The organism is Promicromonospora panici (assembly GCF_900608595.1).
Classification (GTDB): domain Bacteria; phylum Actinomycetota; class Actinomycetes; order Actinomycetales; family Cellulomonadaceae; genus Promicromonospora; species Promicromonospora panici.
In genome coordinates this window covers 124,660-138,923 of the sequence record NZ_UWYY01000010.1, presented here as the reverse complement: position 1 = coordinate 138,923, position 14,264 = coordinate 124,660, and the positions used below count along the sequence as shown (strand labels likewise).

General features: G+C 70.3%; 19 protein-coding genes. 13 read left to right on the top strand and 6 right to left on the bottom strand.

The window, feature by feature from the left end; all coding sequences use genetic code 11:
* Window positions 1-11: 11 nt before the first annotated feature.
* Window positions 12-614: a DUF4291 domain-containing protein gene (locus tag EW117_RS13390; protein WP_129787207.1), complete on the bottom strand. Its 603-nt coding sequence runs from the start codon at window positions 612-614 to the stop codon at window positions 12-14.
* Window positions 615-680: 66 nt separating this feature from the next.
* Between EW117_RS13390 and EW117_RS13385 the strand changes: the two genes are divergently transcribed.
* Window positions 681-1,142 (top strand): NUDIX hydrolase, encoded by a 462-nt coding sequence (locus EW117_RS13385; protein WP_129787206.1) that lies wholly within the window; start codon window positions 681-683, stop codon window positions 1,140-1,142.
* 224 nt (window positions 1,143-1,366) lie between these two features.
* Here the strand turns inward: EW117_RS13385 and EW117_RS13380 are convergent, their stop codons facing one another.
* Entirely contained in the window at window positions 1,367-1,606 is a 240-nt protein-coding gene (locus EW117_RS13380) for a bacteriocin immunity protein (protein WP_129787205.1), read from the bottom strand.
* A complete protein-coding gene (locus EW117_RS13375; RefSeq protein ID WP_207211860.1) occupies window positions 1,603-3,333 on the bottom strand; it encodes a polymorphic toxin-type HINT domain-containing protein in 1,731 nt (576 codons plus the stop codon). Before EW117_RS13375 ends, EW117_RS13380 begins: the two co-directional genes overlap by 4 nt.
* Window positions 3,334-3,517: 184 nt before the next feature.
* Between EW117_RS13375 and EW117_RS13370 the strand changes: the two genes are divergently transcribed.
* Window positions 3,518-4,033, top strand: coding sequence for a GNAT family N-acetyltransferase (locus tag EW117_RS13370; protein WP_207211859.1), 516 nt, complete (start codon window positions 3,518-3,520; stop codon window positions 4,031-4,033).
* 80 nt (window positions 4,034-4,113) lie between these two features.
* Here EW117_RS13370 and EW117_RS13365 read toward each other — a convergent pair whose 3' ends face one another.
* Entirely contained in the window at window positions 4,114-5,259 is a 1,146-nt protein-coding gene (locus EW117_RS13365; RefSeq protein ID WP_242504277.1) for a GTP-binding protein, read from the bottom strand.
* 136 nt (window positions 5,260-5,395) lie between these two features.
* Here EW117_RS13365 and rpmB point away from each other — a divergent pair, with 136 nt between their 5' ends.
* The 6 genes from rpmB to rpmF are packed head-to-tail and all read left to right on the top strand — an operon-like array spanning window position 5,396 to window position 6,780.
* A complete protein-coding gene (gene rpmB, locus EW117_RS13360; RefSeq protein WP_129787203.1) occupies window positions 5,396-5,632 on the top strand; it encodes a 50S ribosomal protein L28 in 237 nt (78 codons plus the stop codon).
* Window positions 5,632-5,937 (top strand): 30S ribosomal protein S14, encoded by a 306-nt coding sequence (gene rpsN / locus EW117_RS13355; protein ID WP_129787202.1) that lies wholly within the window; start codon window positions 5,632-5,634, stop codon window positions 5,935-5,937. Before rpmB ends, rpsN begins: the two co-directional genes overlap by 1 nt.
* A gap of 52 nt (window positions 5,938-5,989) precedes the next feature.
* Entirely contained in the window at window positions 5,990-6,112 is a 123-nt protein-coding gene (gene ykgO, locus EW117_RS13350; RefSeq protein WP_129787201.1) for a type B 50S ribosomal protein L36, read from the top strand.
* 17 nt (window positions 6,113-6,129) lie between these two features.
* Window positions 6,130-6,438 carry a type B 50S ribosomal protein L31 gene (locus EW117_RS13345; protein ID WP_129787200.1) on the top strand — a complete coding sequence of 103 codons (309 nt, stop codon included), beginning with the start codon at window positions 6,130-6,132 and terminating at the stop codon, window positions 6,436-6,438.
* A complete protein-coding gene (gene rpmG, locus EW117_RS13340; RefSeq protein ID WP_129787199.1) occupies window positions 6,438-6,605 on the top strand; it encodes a 50S ribosomal protein L33 in 168 nt (55 codons plus the stop codon). The genes EW117_RS13345 and rpmG overlap by 1 nt, the downstream gene beginning before the upstream one ends.
* A gap of 4 nt (window positions 6,606-6,609) precedes the next feature.
* Entirely contained in the window at window positions 6,610-6,780 is a 171-nt protein-coding gene (rpmF, locus tag EW117_RS13335; RefSeq protein WP_129787198.1) for a 50S ribosomal protein L32, read from the top strand.
* A 65-nt stretch (window positions 6,781-6,845) separates the two neighbouring features.
* On the opposite strand, the gene EW117_RS13330 is transcribed toward rpmF, so the two are convergent.
* On the bottom strand, window positions 6,846-8,117 hold the full coding sequence (locus EW117_RS13330) for an ATP-grasp domain-containing protein (RefSeq protein ID WP_129787197.1): 1,272 nt from the start codon (window positions 8,115-8,117) through the stop codon (window positions 6,846-6,848).
* A 189-nt stretch (window positions 8,118-8,306) separates the two neighbouring features.
* Window positions 8,307-9,353 carry a LacI family DNA-binding transcriptional regulator gene (locus EW117_RS13325; protein WP_129787196.1) on the bottom strand — a complete coding sequence of 349 codons (1,047 nt, stop codon included), beginning with the start codon at window positions 9,351-9,353 and terminating at the stop codon, window positions 8,307-8,309.
* A gap of 112 nt (window positions 9,354-9,465) precedes the next feature.
* On the opposite strand from EW117_RS13325, the gene EW117_RS13320 reads away from it, so the two are divergent.
* From EW117_RS13320 to EW117_RS13300, 5 genes are read left to right on the top strand one after another with little or no spacing between them, the layout of a single operon-like run.
* Complete coding sequence (locus EW117_RS13320; protein ID WP_242504276.1) at window positions 9,466-10,707, top strand: amino acid ABC transporter substrate-binding protein; 1,242 nt, start codon at window positions 9,466-9,468, stop codon at window positions 10,705-10,707.
* 4 nt (window positions 10,708-10,711) lie between these two features.
* The gene (locus EW117_RS13315) at window positions 10,712-11,596 is read left to right on the top strand and encodes a branched-chain amino acid ABC transporter permease (protein WP_129787195.1); all 885 of its coding nucleotides are present in this window, start codon (window positions 10,712-10,714) and stop codon (window positions 11,594-11,596) included.
* On the top strand, window positions 11,580-12,656 hold the full coding sequence (locus tag EW117_RS13310) for a branched-chain amino acid ABC transporter permease (RefSeq protein WP_242504275.1): 1,077 nt from the start codon (window positions 11,580-11,582) through the stop codon (window positions 12,654-12,656). The genes EW117_RS13315 and EW117_RS13310 overlap by 17 nt, the downstream gene beginning before the upstream one ends.
* The gene (locus EW117_RS13305) at window positions 12,653-13,396 is read left to right on the top strand and encodes an ABC transporter ATP-binding protein (RefSeq protein ID WP_129787194.1); all 744 of its coding nucleotides are present in this window, start codon (window positions 12,653-12,655) and stop codon (window positions 13,394-13,396) included. Before EW117_RS13310 ends, EW117_RS13305 begins: the two co-directional genes overlap by 4 nt.
* Window positions 13,386-14,180, top strand: coding sequence for an ABC transporter ATP-binding protein (locus EW117_RS13300; RefSeq protein WP_242504274.1), 795 nt, complete (start codon window positions 13,386-13,388; stop codon window positions 14,178-14,180). The genes EW117_RS13305 and EW117_RS13300 overlap by 11 nt, the downstream gene beginning before the upstream one ends.
* Window positions 14,181-14,264 lie beyond the last annotated feature (84 nt).

The following is a 14,264-nucleotide window of genomic DNA, read 5'->3' as shown; positions in this document are numbered from 1 at the left end:
GGCCGATGAACTCAGATCGAGGTGATTTCCTCGTCCGCCCCGATGCGAGCCGCAATCTCCGCGGGCAGCGCGTACGGCACCTCGTCAGGCAGCGCGGGCGAACCCCCACCGTGCAGGTCCGCACGCCAGGTCAGGACCCGGTCGGTGATGTCCGCCAGCCCGACCACCCACTCGTCCACGTACGCATTCACGGCCGCCCCGCCGATCCCGACCTGCAGCGATCTGTGCTTCAGCGCGGCACCTGTGGGCGAGCGCTCCGGATCCCACTGGACCCGTACCGGACTAGCCGCCTTCTGCGCGGCCCACGCCGCGGCGTCGTCGTAGAGCCTGCGGTCGAAGTGGCTGAGTGAGGCCATGCCGAGCGCCTGCTCGAAGCCCTCGCGCGACATGCGCACCGCCAGGACGCGTTCCTGGCCGGGCTTGGTGGCCCAGCCGCAGCGGTACATCATCCAGCAGAACGAGGGCTTGACCCACGTCATCCGCTCACGCTTGAACGGTGGCACGAACCGGCCGGCGCGGACGGCGGCATCGGCGATCTCGGGCGGGTAGGCCTGGTAGACGGTGATGGTGTCGGCGTCGTAGACGGCGCGCACCTGTCGCTTCGGAATGTTCATCGACCGCGACCGTACGCACCCGGCCGACGTCCGCCCAAGCGAATTGCCCGACGCTACCGTCGAACGATGGACCTGCTCAGCACTCGCTCCCTCGACGAGCCCTACCTGATCGAGCGCAATCCCGGCTACTTCGAGTACCAGCTCCCCGTCTCGCTCAAGGCGGTCATCAGCTGGCAGAGCCGGCTTCCGCTCCTGCGTAACGAGCGGGACGAGTGGGAGCTCCCGGGCGGCAAGCTCGAGCCCGGCGAGGAGCCCGCGGCGTGCCTCGCCCGCGAAATCCAGGAGGAGCTGGCCTGGGACGCCACGGTGGGTGACCCCTTCCACACGTGGGTGTACCGCGTCTTCCCGAACCGTCACGTATTCGTCCTGACCTTCCTCGCGACGTACGACGGCGACGCCGCGCCCGCCTTCAGCCACGAGCACAAGGAACTGGTGCTCGTCACCCCGGACGAGGCGGACGCCGTCAACATGCCCGAGGACTACAAGTCGGCGATCCGCCAGGCCGTCGAGCGAGGCCACTTCCGGTAGGACGAGTCCAGTAGGAGGTGCCGACCGCACAAGAGTGCGGCCCCCGACTCACGCCGGGGCCACGCCGTGCAGACCGATCAGTACGCGCCGCGCGTCTCGACCGTGCGGACAGCCCCGGCAAGATCGCCGACGCCGCCGTGGGACGTCACTGCCTGGGCGGGTGGGCTGACGGAACGATCAGGCATCCCACGGCATTGTGGTGATCGGTTGCCGCCTCGACACCCTCAAAGTTGAATCGCCCGATAGCTGAGTGCACGTTCGACGATCTCCTCGGCCGTCGGTTCCGAGTCGAAGTGTTCGTCAGGGAAGAAGATCAAGTCGCGCGCCGCGGGATGTGGGACGGCGTTCTCGAACTCCGCGACTGTCCGGCTACCTTCTTCTTCGGAAAGGCCAGGCATGCCGTCCATGATGAACCTGACCATGCGCACCAGTTCTGCCCTGCGCTCTTCCGTGACTCCGCTCATGTATTTCTGCCTCCGTAGTGGTATGCACTGTCGAGGACCTCCCGGTGGAAGCGCGGGGTGGCCACGATCAGATTATCGAAGTCGTAGAGAGCTCCACCTTGAGCGCGCGGCGTGATGTGATGGAGCACGTAGCGGTCCTGCCCACCGAAGGTCTGACTACTGTGAACGAACGGCGCGTTACCGTTCTTCATGATGGTCTGGTTGCTCGAGCTGAAGTGCTTCGCCAGGTCGCCGTCATCTCCGACGGTCTTCCAGAAGGTCTCCCGAAAATCGGCCCAGTCCTTGAACGTCTTGCCACTCATCGCCTGGCGAACCGAAGACGGGATCCTGCCGGCATTGGCCTGAGTTCCCTTGAGCCAATGCTTGGCCGCCCCTGCCTTGTGGGTGTTGTGGACCAGGACGGGTGTGTCGCCGGCGTGCACGTAGTAGTTGAGGTTGTTCTCGACGTGGAAGTTGTAGACGTTCTCGATGTCTTCGAGATCACGTTCCTCGACGTCGACCGCTTCCAGGGTCGTGGTGCCTTCGGGGGTGATCAGCACGTCTCCGGGGCGGAGGTTGCCGGCCATCTGCCAGCCCTTGTCCTGGACCATGAACGGGTGCTCGGCCGTGGTGGAGACGATCGCGCCGTTGATGGTCAGGTGGTACAGGGCCAGGGCCTGGTGCACAAACGTCTCGGCCACCAGCTGCAGCTCGTCCAACCCGGTCTGCAGGTTGCGGGTCCAGACCTTGTCGCCGACCACGATGTCCTCGATCGGCTTGGTGCCATCCGCGGTCAGCACCGGGGTGCCGGCCACGAAGCACGCACCGAACCCGAGCTTGCACCATCCGTTCTTCAACGCTTGCCTGAAGCCGCCTGCCTTCGCGATGCCCTTCGCCAGCCCGGTCGCGGCCTTGGCCGCACCGCCCAGACCGATCACCGACAGGGCGGCTCCGGCGATGGCGATGCCCGCCTCAGCCCAGGAGCGCTCCCCGGTCGCGGCCAGGGTGATGTTCGCCAGCGCGGACACGATGGCGGCTACCGCTGCGATCACGATCAACACCCCGGCCAGCGCGGTACCGACCACGGGGATGAACGCCACGATGATCGCCAGGATCCCGGCGATGGTGGAGATCATGTCGGCGATATCCGCGATCGCGGCCACCAGCTTGGAGCCCCAGTCCTCCCACCACCCGTCATTCAGGTCATCCGAGCTGGTGATCTCCTCGATCTGATCGATCGCACTCTCCGCGGCCCGGTCCCGGTCCGAGACGGCGGTCTCAATCGTGCCCTGCGCGGTAGAGATCGTCCCGGCCGCCTGATCGGCGTCGTCACTGGCCTGGTCGGCCTTCTGCTGGTACTCCTGCTTCTCGCTCTCGTCGGTGGCGGAGTCGGCCATCTCCTGCCACCGGTCCTTCGACCCCGACGCGGAGTCCGCCGCGTCCCGTGCAGTGCGTGCCTGCTCCAACGCGGCCAGCGTCTCGGACTGCACGCGTTCCAACGCATCCGCGTACCCGACCAGCGCGTCGCCGGCGGCGACGTACCGGCCATGGGCGCGCCGGATCTCGCCGATGGTCTCTTCCTTGGTCTCCATCAACGCATCCACCGCCTGCGAGATCGTGCCCTCGACATCCAGACGCGACATCGCCGACGCCGCGTTGTCGATCGAGTCCGCGACCTCCAGATACTCCTGCCCACCCGACAGCACAAGCACCGGATCCCCCGGCGTAGGGTCAGCGTCCAGCCCCACCGGCGACCAATCAGACGGCCTCATCACACGCTCCCCTGCGCAGCCCGACATAAGAGTCATTCCCGAGCAATCACGGTAGGTGAAATTGCCCATGTCGGACAACGAAAAACCACCCTCGCGCAAGGCCTACGCACCCCGGCGCCGTCGACCGTCAATAGCTCCAGCCGTCGGATACCTTGTGCCCGTGCCCGACCTGATGATCGCCCCGCGCTACGCGGCCCACCTCGACCGGGTCGTCGCGGCGCTGCGGCTGGTCCACGAGTGCGACGGCTACCCCATGGCCTGGCCGGATAACCCGACGGCCTGGCTCACACCCCCCGGCGCGCTCGACGCGTGGGTGGCCCTGTCCGACGGCGAGGTCGTCGGGCACGTGATGCTCGTCGAAGGCGGCAAGGTCGAGTACGCCGCCGAGCTCGCGGAGGCGGCCGGCGTACCCGTGACCGGGCTGGCGGGTGTGAGCCGCCTGTTCGTCACACCTGCGGCACGCGGTACCGGCGTCGCCGCCGCCCTGCTGGAGCGGGTCGAGGACACGCCCGCGCGGCGCGGACGCCGGCTCGTCCTCGACGTCGTGGACGACGGCAGCTCCGCCGTCCGCCTGTACGAACGCCTCGGCTGGACCCGCGTTGCCTCGGGCGAGGCCACTTGGACCACCCCCACCGGCGTCCGCCCAAGAACTGCCGCCTACCTCTCCCCCCGCTAACCCCTGCAGGCCGTTGAGTGCTGGCTATTTGCGCTGTCGAAACGTTCTGATTGCGCAGATATCCAGCACTCAACGGAGGGTCAGGCCGAGCGCGCCCCCAGCCACGGCGCCAGGTGGTCCTCGCGCCACAGCCACTCGACGCCGGCGGCCACCTCTTCCGGGGTGCACAGCGCCGCGTGGAACGCCTCGCGCAGGCGCTGACGGTCGTCGACGACGCCGGCGCCCGGGCCGCGGTCGTCCGCCACGCCGACCACCACGATCCGCGTGTGCGGCGCCGTCCCCGCGCACACCTCCGACCACGGCCCCAGGTCGGCGACGGCGAGCTGACCGCCCGCACCGTCCCACAGGCACGCGAGACCGGGCCGGTCGGCGACGTGGAACACGCCACGCGCCCGCAGGCCGCCGGAGCTCAGGTCCTCGATCCGGTCGAGCAGCCGCTCGGGATGGAACGGCAGTGCCGAGCGCAGTTCGAGCGTCCAGCTCCGGTCCTCCGGCACGGCGCCCGAGCCGGTGGTCGCCACGGCACCGAGCGGGTGAGCCCGGCGCTCGGCGCGGGACGGCGAGTGCGTCGCGGCGCCGAGGTCGACCGCCGACAGCGCGTGCAGGCCGTCCACGCGGCGCGTCCCCGCGCCACGCAGCCGGTCCAGCAGGCCCGACGTCGTCGGAGAGGGCGACGCGCTCGTCACCACCAGGTCCGCCTGCTCGATCTGCGCCGCGAGCGCCTCCCCGACCGAGCGTTCGTCGTCGACGGTGAGCTCCAGGCCGCGTTCGACGAGGGTGTCGTCGCCGAACAGGTCCTGCTGGAGCGTCTCGGCGTCGATGACGGTGAACGAGGTGGCGACGCGGGTGTGGGCGAGTGCGCCTCCGGGCCTGGTCTCCGCGGCGAGGGCGCGGGCGGCGGGCAGGGGTTCGGCGCTGACCGGCAGGGCGAGCAGCACGTGGGTCCACCGGCCGTCACGGGCGAGGCGCGCGATGGTCGGTACGGCGTCCTCGCGGACGGCGCAGGACAGGCAGGCGTGCTCGAGCGGCACGAGCACGTCCTCGACGACGCCGCCGGCGTCCTGGACCACGCGCCGGAGGTGATCCTCATAGATGTCGTGCCGTACCGCGACGACTCCTGGGGCGTCCATGAGGAGGCCGAACAGCGCGGAGTCGCGCAGTACGGGGTCGGTGGTGGCCAGGACGCTCACCGGGATGATTCCGCGGTTCTTGCCGGTTCCGTACACGCTGCCTCCTCGCCCGGGATCGGCCTGGCCCAGCCCGGAATAATTGATAACCGTTCTCAGTTCTGGTTCACTGTAGCGCGTTGTGAGAACGGTTCTCACCAGCGACGGCCTCGCCGCCGCAACAGCAGGAGGTCATGTGTCAGCCAGATGCCAGGTGCTGGGCACCGTGCCGGGGTTCGGCCACTCGGTCTCGCACTCCCACGTGCGAACCAAGCGGCGGTTCAACCCGAACATCCAGAAGAAGCGCTACTGGGTTCCGTCGCTCGGCCGCAACGTCACGCTGCGCGTGAGTGCCAAGGGCATCAAGACCATCGATCGCAAGGGCATCGACGTGGTCGTCGCCCAGATCCTGGCCCGAGGGGAGAAGGTCTGATGGCGAAGAAGTCGAAGATCGCCGCCGACGCCCGGCGCCGCGAGGTCGTCGCCCGGTACGCCGAGCGACGCGCCGAGCTGCGGCGCGCCCTGCGGAACCTGGACCTGCCCGAGACCGAGCGGCTCGCCGCCGTCCGCGAGCTGGCCAAGCAGCCGCGCGACGCCAGCCCCACGAGGCTGCGCAACCGCGACGTCGTGGACGGCCGGCCCCGCGCCTACTCGCGCAAGTTCGGCCTGTCCCGCATCCGCCTGCGCGAGATGGCGCACCGCGGCGAGCTGCCCGGGGTGACCAAGTCCAGCTGGTGAAAGCCCGCTGGCGACCCGCTCGGCCCCAGGCCCACCATCGAAGGAGTGACACATGAAGGTTCGCGCATCCCTGCGTTCCCTGAAGGACAAGCCCGGCGCCAAGGTAGTGCGCCGCCGCGGCAAGACGTTCGTCATCAACAAGCTCAACCCGCGCTGGAAGGCGCGCCAGGGCTGAGCGGAAGGAGCCAAGTCATGAAGAACATCCACCCCACCTACGGCCCCGTCGTGTTCCGGGACCGGAGCGCCGACTTCGCGTTCCTCACCCGCTCCACGCTCGCGGGCAACACGGACGCCGGCCCCGGCGTACCGACTGCCACCATCGAATGGTCCGACGGCAACACCTACCCCGTGGTCGACGTCGAGATCAGCAGCGCGAGCCACCCGTTCTGGACCGGCTCGGCCCGCGTGGTCGACACCGCCGGACGCGTCGAGAAGTTCCGGCAGCGCTACGCCAACCGTGGCAAGAACACCAGCACCAAGGACAGCAAGGGCGGTAACTGATGGCCTCGCGCGTAGACCTCCGACCGATCATCAAGCTGCGCTCGACGGCGGGCACCGGGTTCACCTACGTGACCCGCAAGAACCGGCGCAACGACCCCGACCGGCTCGTCCTGCGCAAGTTCGACCCCGTCGTCCGCCAGCACGTGGACTTCCGCGAGGAGCGCTGACCCCATGGCGGTCCCCAAGAGAAAGATGTCCCGGTCGAACACGCGGTCCCGGCGCTCGCAGTGGAAGGCCCAGGTGCCCGAGCTCGTCCCCGTGACCACGGTGGACGGGCGGCAGGTGAAGGTCCCAGCCCGCCTGGTCCCCGCCGTCCGCCGCGGCCTGATCGTCCCGGACTGACACCACCCGCACCACGAGACAACGCCCCGGCGCACCAGCGCCGGGGCGTTCGTTGTGGGCTTCGGTCAGGGGGTGGGGATTCTGGCGTCGATCGTGATGTTTAGGCCGGATGCCAGGTCGTCGGCCCAGGTCTTCGCCTCGTGGCCCGTCCGGTCCACGACCAGGACATGGCCGATCCGCTCGTTGTTGTCGCCGGGCCGCACCTCCCGGCCGGCCGACGGCGTCTCGTGGCCGAGCACGCGGCCGTCCTCGGCCAGGCGCTGAGCGCCCCGGACCTCCCGCACGACGCCGTCGGCGTCGGCCAGGAGGAAGGCGACCGCCGCGCTCGTGGCAACCGACGGACCCGGCACCGGCTCCCGGCCCAGTGCCAGGTCGACCAGCACCTGCAGCGGGTTGAACCCCGTCACCAGGCGCACCAGCTCGAAGATGTAGCCGCCGCCCTGTCGGGGGTTCAGCTCGATCAGTCGCGGCCCGACGGCGGTGACCCGCACCTCGGTGTGGCTGATCCCGTGGGTGAGGCCGACGGCGTCGAGCACGGCTACGACATGCCGCTCGATCGCCGCACGCTCGGCGGGCGCGAGCGGGGCGGGGAACAGGTGCCCCGACTCGACGAACCCGGAACCGGCCTCGACGCCCGGCTCCGCCACAGACTTCGCGGTGATGCCCAGCACCCTCGTGACGCCGTCGCGCGTCACCGACTCGACGCTGTACTCCGGCCCCTGCAGGACGCGCTCGAGCAGAGCGAGCCGCTCCAGCGGCTGGTCACGCGTGTTGCGCTCGGGGGCGACCGCCTCGGCGAAGGCGACCGCGAGGCCGGCCTCGTCGACCACCTTGCGCACGCCGGTCCCGGAGTTCATGTCGACCGGTTTGACCACCAGCGGGTAGCCGAGGTCCGCCGCAGCCTTGTGCGCCTGGTCCCTGGTGGCGGCGACAGCGAACGGCACGTCCGGTACTCCCCTGGCCGCGAGCGCCTGGCGCACCCGGTGCTTGCGGGTCGCGGTGCGCAGGACGTCCGCCGGCGCACCCGGCAGCCCGAGCTCCTCGGCGACCAGGGCTACCGCGGGGAGGTAGTAGTCGCAGGTCGTCAGCACGCCGTCGATCGTCCGGGCCGCCGCGATCCGCCGGGTGGCCGCGACGAGCGCGGCGTCGTCGTTGGTCTCGGCGACGACCACCCCGTCGGCGAGGGCGAGGACGGGGTGCGGCGTGCCGTCGGGCAGGCGGTACAGGTCGGGGTCGCGGGTGACCAGCACGTAGGTGTGGCCGCCGTCGCGCAGCAGGGGCGGGAGCATCAGGCCGGTGGACTGCAACCAGCTCTCGATCATGAGCAGGTTCGCCACGTCAGCACGCTCCGTCGATACGAGCGCGGCCGATCCGAGCGCGAACGAGAGTCGTTCTCAACATGGCGCACAGCCTGCCACGGATCGCCGGGTCGTTCTCATCCACCGTGCGAAGCCTGTGGAAAACGACCGACAGACCTGGCGGCTGGTGCGCCTCGGTCCCGGCCTGCCATCGTTCCGGGGAAAGGCCTACCCGGCCGACGGCGCCCGCACCCGCGCCGTCGAGGCCCGCACCATCAGCTTCTGCTCCGCCGTCCGACGCCGGGCCCGCGCAGCCCGCGGCAGCAGCGCGAGCTCGAGCGCCTGGCGCCCCATCTCCTTCATGGGCAGACGCACCGTCGTCAGGGCGGGCGACAGGTGCCCGGCCACGGTGACGTCGTCGAACCCGGTCACCGACACGTCACCCGGCACCGCGATCCCCCGCTCCCCCAGCACCGACAGCACACCGACGGCCATGTCGTCGTTGAGCGCGAGGATCGCCGTCACGTCCGGGTGCTCGTCGAGGATGCGCCGGGCGGCCTCCTTGCCGCCCTCGAGCGTGAACTCCGCCTCGACCAGGGGCAGGTCGCCCAGCGTCAGGCCGTACGCCTCCAGTGACCGCGAGACGCCGGCGAGCCGGTCGGCCATCGTGGCGAGCCGGCGCGATCCGGCCGCCACCCCGATGCGCCGGTGCCCGAGCTCGAGCAGGTGCCCCGCGATCGCTTGTCCGCCCTCGACGTTGGCGGGCACCACCGCGTCGACGCCGAGCCCGGGGTGCCGGCCGATGACGGCGACCCGGCCGCCCGCCTCCTCGAAGGCGTGCACCTCGGCCTTCATGCGCGCCTGGACGTCTCCATCGAGGTGCCCGGATCCTGCCACGAGGATAATCCCGACGCGGGCGTTGACGAGCGCCCGCAGCTGCGCGACCTCGGCGTACGGGTCCCGGCCGGTGTGGCAGATCTGCGCCATGCGCCCGTGCCGGCCCGCGACCTCCAGCACGCCGCTCGCGATCTCGGCGAAGTATGGGTCGCCGATCTCGTGCACCACGAGCCCGACCCCCGGGCGGGCGCCGCTCGCGAGCGACCGCGCGTGCACGTTCGCCACGTAGCCCAGCTCAGCGGCTACGGCGCGCACCCGCTCCGCGAGGGACTCGGACACCCCGGACGCGCCGGACAGCGCGCGCGAGGCGGTGGCGATGGACACGCCGGCGTGCTCGGCGACGTCGACCAGGCGCAGCCCGGCGGTGTGCTTCCGCATGAGATCTCCTCGCCACGGGTAATGGATCGCACCAAGACCTTGTCACCAAGGGTCCCAGGTTCCTAGAGTGCCGTAAGCGGTTACGGAAGCGCTTGCCACAAGGGAGTGGACCATGAGAGCAACCCGACGGCTGACGGTAGCGGCTATCGCCGCGACGACGGCTCTGACCCTGTCCGCCTGCCTGGCGAACCCCAACGAGGGCGGCAACCAGGGCGAGGGGACCGACGGCCCCGACGACCCGATAGTCATCGGCGTCTCGCTCCCGCTGACCGGCGACTTCGCCGAGCCCGGCAAGGGCGTGCAGCGCGGCTACGAGGCCTGGGCGAAGCACGTGAACGAGAACGGCGGGCTCCTGGGCCGCCAGGTGGAGCTGATCATCGTCGACGACCAGTCCAACGCGGACCGGGTCGCCTCCGACTACGAACGACTGATCAACCAGGACGGCGTCGACCTCGTCTTCGGACCGTTCTCGACCCGGCTCGTCGTCCCCGCCGCGCAGGTGGCCCAGGACTACGGCTTCCTCTTCGTGGAGCCGGCCGGTGCCGCCGCCGAGGTGTTCGAGCAGGGCTTCGGCAACCTCTTCTACGCCGCGCCGGCCATCGCCGACGACCACTACAACCACCTCACGGAGTACATCCTCGCCCTGCCCGAGGACGAGCTTCCCGAGTCGATAGCCGTCGCCTCCATGGACGACCCGTTCGCCCAGGGCACCGCGTACGGCCTGCGCGACGCGCTGGCCGACGAGGGCATCGAGGTGGTGGTCGACGAGGTCTACCCGCCGAACACCACGGACTTCAGCGGGATCGCGGCGAAGATCGCGGACTCGGATGCCGACCTGCTCATCGTCGGCTCGCAGTACCAGGACGGCGTCAACCTCATCGTCGCCCTGCAGCAGCAGGGCTACCAGCCCCAGATGGCGGCGGTCTCCGGCGCGCCGACGAACGCCGAGTTCCCCGCCGCCATCGGCGACAAGACCGAGGGCATCATCGCGCCCACCGGGTACACGCCGTCGGCCCCGTACCCGTCCAACCAGGAGTTCGTGGACTTCTACACGGCCGAGCACGACGCCCCGCCGGCCGAGGACGAGGCGAACGCCTGGACCACGGGACAGGTCGTAGCCGCCGCGGTCGAGGCCGTGGGCTGCGCCGACCCGTCGCCGGAGTGCCAGGAGCAGCTCGTCGACTGGCTGCACGAGAACGAGGTCGAGACCGTCGTCGGCCCGCTGAGCTGGGACGCCGACGGACGGCCGCAGAGCGCCCACCTGATCCAGCAGTACGTGGACGGCGAGATCAAGATCGTGCTGCCCGACGACGTCAAGGAAGCCGACATCATCCACCCGAAGCCCGAGTGGTGATCGCATGACCGGTGCCCTGTTCGCGCAGAGCCTGGTGCTGGGCGTCCTGCTGGGCGGGCTGTACGCCCTCCTGGCCGCCGGACTGACGCTCTACTTCGGCGTCATGCGGGTGGTCATGATCGCGCACTCCGCATTCCTGATCCTCGCGGCATACCTCGCCTGGTACTTCCACGAGACCTCCGGGCTGGACCCGCTGCTGTCGCTGGTCATCACGGTGCCGCTGTTCTTCGTGGTCGGGTACGGGATGCAGCGGTTCCTGGTCTCGCGGCTGCGGCCGATCAGCCTGACGACCATGTCGGTGCTGCTGACGTTCGCCATCGCTCTGACCATCGAGGGCCTGCTCGGCTTCGTGTGGACCGGCACGCAGCGGCGCGTCCAGCTCGGCTACTCCGGGACGAGCATCGAGGTGGCCGGCGTCAGCATCGCCGTCGTGAAGCTGATCGCGTTCGCCCTGGCGGCGATCTCACTCGGCGCGCTGTTCGTGATCCTGCGCAAGACGTCGTTCGGCCGGGCGCTGCGGGCGACCACCCAGCATCCCGAGGCGGCCCGGCTGGTCGGCATCGACACCGACCGCGTGGCCGGGCTCGGCTTCGGCCTGGGCCTGGCCACGGCCGCGATCGGCGGCACGGCGCTCGCGCTCGACTACACGATCTATCCGTCGCTGCACTGGCACTGGATCGGGCCGCTGATGGCGATCATCGTCGTCGGCGGGCTGGGCAGCATCCCCGGGGCCGCGATCGCGGCCCTCCTGCTCGGCGTGGCCGCGAGCCTGCTCCAGGTGCCGCTCGGCACCACGTGGGCGCAGACCGTGTTCTACCTGGCCCTGTTCGTGACCCTCATGATCCGCCCGCAGGGATTCTTCGGAGGTCGCCTTGCCCAACGCTTCTAGCCCGACGGCGGCCCCCGCACCGACCCGCTCCGGCCGCCCGACGGCGGCGCGCGTGGCCCGGATCGCCGGCCTCCTCGCCCTCGTGGCGGTCGTGCTCCTGTTCCCGTCCCTGGCACCCGATCCGTTCATCCTGTCCGTCGGCGTCGTGATCCTGAGCTACGCGGTGCTCGCCACGTCATGGAACCTGGTGGGCGGGTTCACCGGGTACATCTCCCTGGGCCACGCCGCCTACTCGGGGCTCGGCGGCTACGCGACGGCGCTGCTCATCCTCCGCACCGGGCTGGACCCCTGGCTCGCGCTGATCGCGGGCGGCCTGATCGTGGCGCTGATCGCGATCCCGGTCGGCATCGCGTCGCTGCGGGTGCGCGGCGCCTCGTTCGTGATCGTGTCGATAGCGCTCGTCCTGATCCTGCAGCTCACCTTCCAGAGCTGGCACGACTTCACCGGGGGCTCGGGCGGGCTGCGCGTGCCGCGGCCGTTCGGCACCGAGGTGCTGCGGCCCGAGCAGCACGAACGGTTCTTCTACCTGCACGCCGTGCTGCTCGCCCTCGCGCTGCTCACGTGGTGGGCCATCGAGCGGTCCCGGCTGGGCGCGGGCCTCAAGGCGATCCGCGAGGACGAGGACAAGGCCCAGGCGCTGGGCGTGCCCACCTTCGCCTACAAGCTCACCGCCCTGGTGACCAGCGCGTTCTTCACCGCACTGGGCGGCGGCCTGTACGCGCTGTGGTTCGGCTACCTCGACCCGATCTTCCAGTTCTCGATCCTGGTCGGCACCTACATGGTGCTGATGTCCCTGCTCGGCGGCGTGCGGAGCCTGTTCGGGCCGCTGCTCGGGGCGGTTGTCGTGGGGTACGCGGTCGAGGTGTTCAAGTCGCAGTACGGCGACACGCAGCTGCACCTGGTCGCCACCGGCGTCCTGCTCGGCCTGGTCGTCCTGTTCATGCCCGACGGCGTCATCCCCGCCCTGACCTCGTTCGTGAACCGGCGGCGCCGCGCGGCGTCGATCCGCGAGGTGAGCGCCGAGGAGCTGGCGAACCAGCGCGAGGAGGCGGCCCGATGACCGGTTCGCAAGGCTCGGTGGCCACGCAGGACCTGACCAAGTCGTTCGGCGGCGTCCGCGCGATCGACGGCGCCTCGGTCGCCTTCAAGGAGGGCGAGATCAACGCCCTGATCGGGCCCAACGGCTCGGGCAAGACGACGTTCTTCAACTGCGTCACCGGCATGATCCGGCCCGACGCCGGCACCGTGACCTACCAGGACCGCGACGTGACCGGGCTGCCGCCGCACCGGATCGCCCGATCGGGCATCGGCCGCAGCTTCCAGCTCTGCCGGGTCTTTCCCCGGCTCACGGTGCTGGAGAACGTGCTGGTCGCGGTGCAGCCGCACGGCCTGCTACAGCGGCTGCGCGGCTCGCGCAACGCGGCCGACGTCGGACGGGCGCGCGAGCTGCTGGCGCGCGTCGGTATCGACCACCTGGAGCACGCCGAGGCCCGGGACATCTCCTACGGTCAGCAGAAGCTCCTGGAGCTGGCCGGGGTGCTCATGGGCGACCCGCACACGATCATGCTCGACGAGCCGGCAGGCGGGGTGAACCCTGCGCTCGTGGAGCGGATCGCCGACCTGGTGCGCGAGCTCAACGCCGAGGGCCGCACCTTCATCATCGTGGAGCACAACATGGAGCTGGTCATGGGCCTGAGCGACCACGTGGTCGTGTTCGACCGGGGCCGGCCGATCGCGCAGGGCACCCCCGCCGTCGTGCAGGACGACCCGCTGGTCCTGGAGGCATACCTTGGCGTCTGAACCGACCCCGGAGCTGTCGCCCGAGCCGTCCGCCGCGGAGGGGCCGGCGGCCGAACCGCTCCTGCGCCTGACCAACATCCAGGCCGGCTACGGCCGCGCCGCGCTCGTGCTGCGCGGGCTGTCCGTGACGGTCGCGCCCTCCAGCGTGGTCTGTCTCGTCGGGCCGAACGGCGCCGGCAAGTCGACGGTGCTCAAGGTGGCCAGCGGCATGCTCAAGCCACGCTCCGGGCAGGTGATGGTCGACGGCGAAGACGTCACCGGCCGGACGCCGCAGCAGCTCCTGGCCTCCGGGCTGTCCCACGTGCCGCAGGGGCACAGCGTGTTCCCCGAGATGACCGTCGCGGAGAACGTGCTGCTCGGCGCCTACACGGTGCGCGACCGGTCGCTGATCGCCGAGCGCACCGAGTTCGTCACCACGCTGTTCCCGCTGGTCGGCGAGCGGTGGTCCGCGCTGGCCGGTGCGCTGTCGGGCGGGCAGCAGAAGCAGGTCGAGTTCGCCCGCTCGCTCATGGTGCGGCCCAAGGTGGTGCTCCTGGACGAGCCGTCGATGGGGCTGGACCCGAAGGCGACAGCGATCGTGTTCGAGCAGGTACAGCGGATGCGCGACGCCGGCACAGCGGTGCTCCTCGTGGAGCAGAACGCGCGGCGTGCGCTGGAGGCGGCCGACGTCGGCTGCGTCCTGGACCTCGGCAAGGTCCACATCACGGGCCCGGCCCCGGACCTCCTCGCCGACCCGCGCCTGGCCCAGCTCTACCTGGGCGGCCGCCCAAAGGAGGTCCCCTAACCCCTTTGTTGTGGGCGTGATCGTTGCGCCTGAATCGGGCACGTAGGCGCAACCATCGCGCCCACAACCAAAGAACCGGTGGCT

What these genes read in the sequence shown, in the direction of transcription:
- EW117_RS13390 (WP_129787207.1), bottom strand. Translation starts at nt 614, where the DNA reads ATGAACATTCCGAAGCGACAGGTGCGCGCCGTCTACGACGCCGACACC.
- EW117_RS13385 (WP_129787206.1), top strand. Translation starts at nt 681, where the DNA reads ATGGACCTGCTCAGCACTCGCTCCCTCGACGAGCCCTACCTGATCGAG.
- EW117_RS13380 (WP_129787205.1), bottom strand. Translation starts at nt 1,606, where the DNA reads ATGAGCGGAGTCACGGAAGAGCGCAGGGCAGAACTGGTGCGCATGGTC.
- rpsN (WP_129787202.1), top strand. Translation starts at nt 5,632, where the DNA reads ATGGCGAAGAAGTCGAAGATCGCCGCCGACGCCCGGCGCCGCGAGGTC.
- ykgO (WP_129787201.1), top strand. Translation starts at nt 5,990, where the DNA reads ATGAAGGTTCGCGCATCCCTGCGTTCCCTGAAGGACAAGCCCGGCGCC.
- EW117_RS13345 (WP_129787200.1), top strand. Translation starts at nt 6,130, where the DNA reads ATGAAGAACATCCACCCCACCTACGGCCCCGTCGTGTTCCGGGACCGG.
- rpmG (WP_129787199.1), top strand. Translation starts at nt 6,438, where the DNA reads ATGGCCTCGCGCGTAGACCTCCGACCGATCATCAAGCTGCGCTCGACG.
- rpmF (WP_129787198.1), top strand. Translation starts at nt 6,610, where the DNA reads ATGGCGGTCCCCAAGAGAAAGATGTCCCGGTCGAACACGCGGTCCCGG.
- EW117_RS13325 (WP_129787196.1), bottom strand. Translation starts at nt 9,353, where the DNA reads ATGCGGAAGCACACCGCCGGGCTGCGCCTGGTCGACGTCGCCGAGCAC.
- EW117_RS13320 (WP_242504276.1), top strand. Translation starts at nt 9,466, where the DNA reads ATGAGAGCAACCCGACGGCTGACGGTAGCGGCTATCGCCGCGACGACG.
- EW117_RS13315 (WP_129787195.1), top strand. Translation starts at nt 10,712, where the DNA reads ATGACCGGTGCCCTGTTCGCGCAGAGCCTGGTGCTGGGCGTCCTGCTG.
- EW117_RS13305 (WP_129787194.1), top strand. Translation starts at nt 12,653, where the DNA reads ATGACCGGTTCGCAAGGCTCGGTGGCCACGCAGGACCTGACCAAGTCG.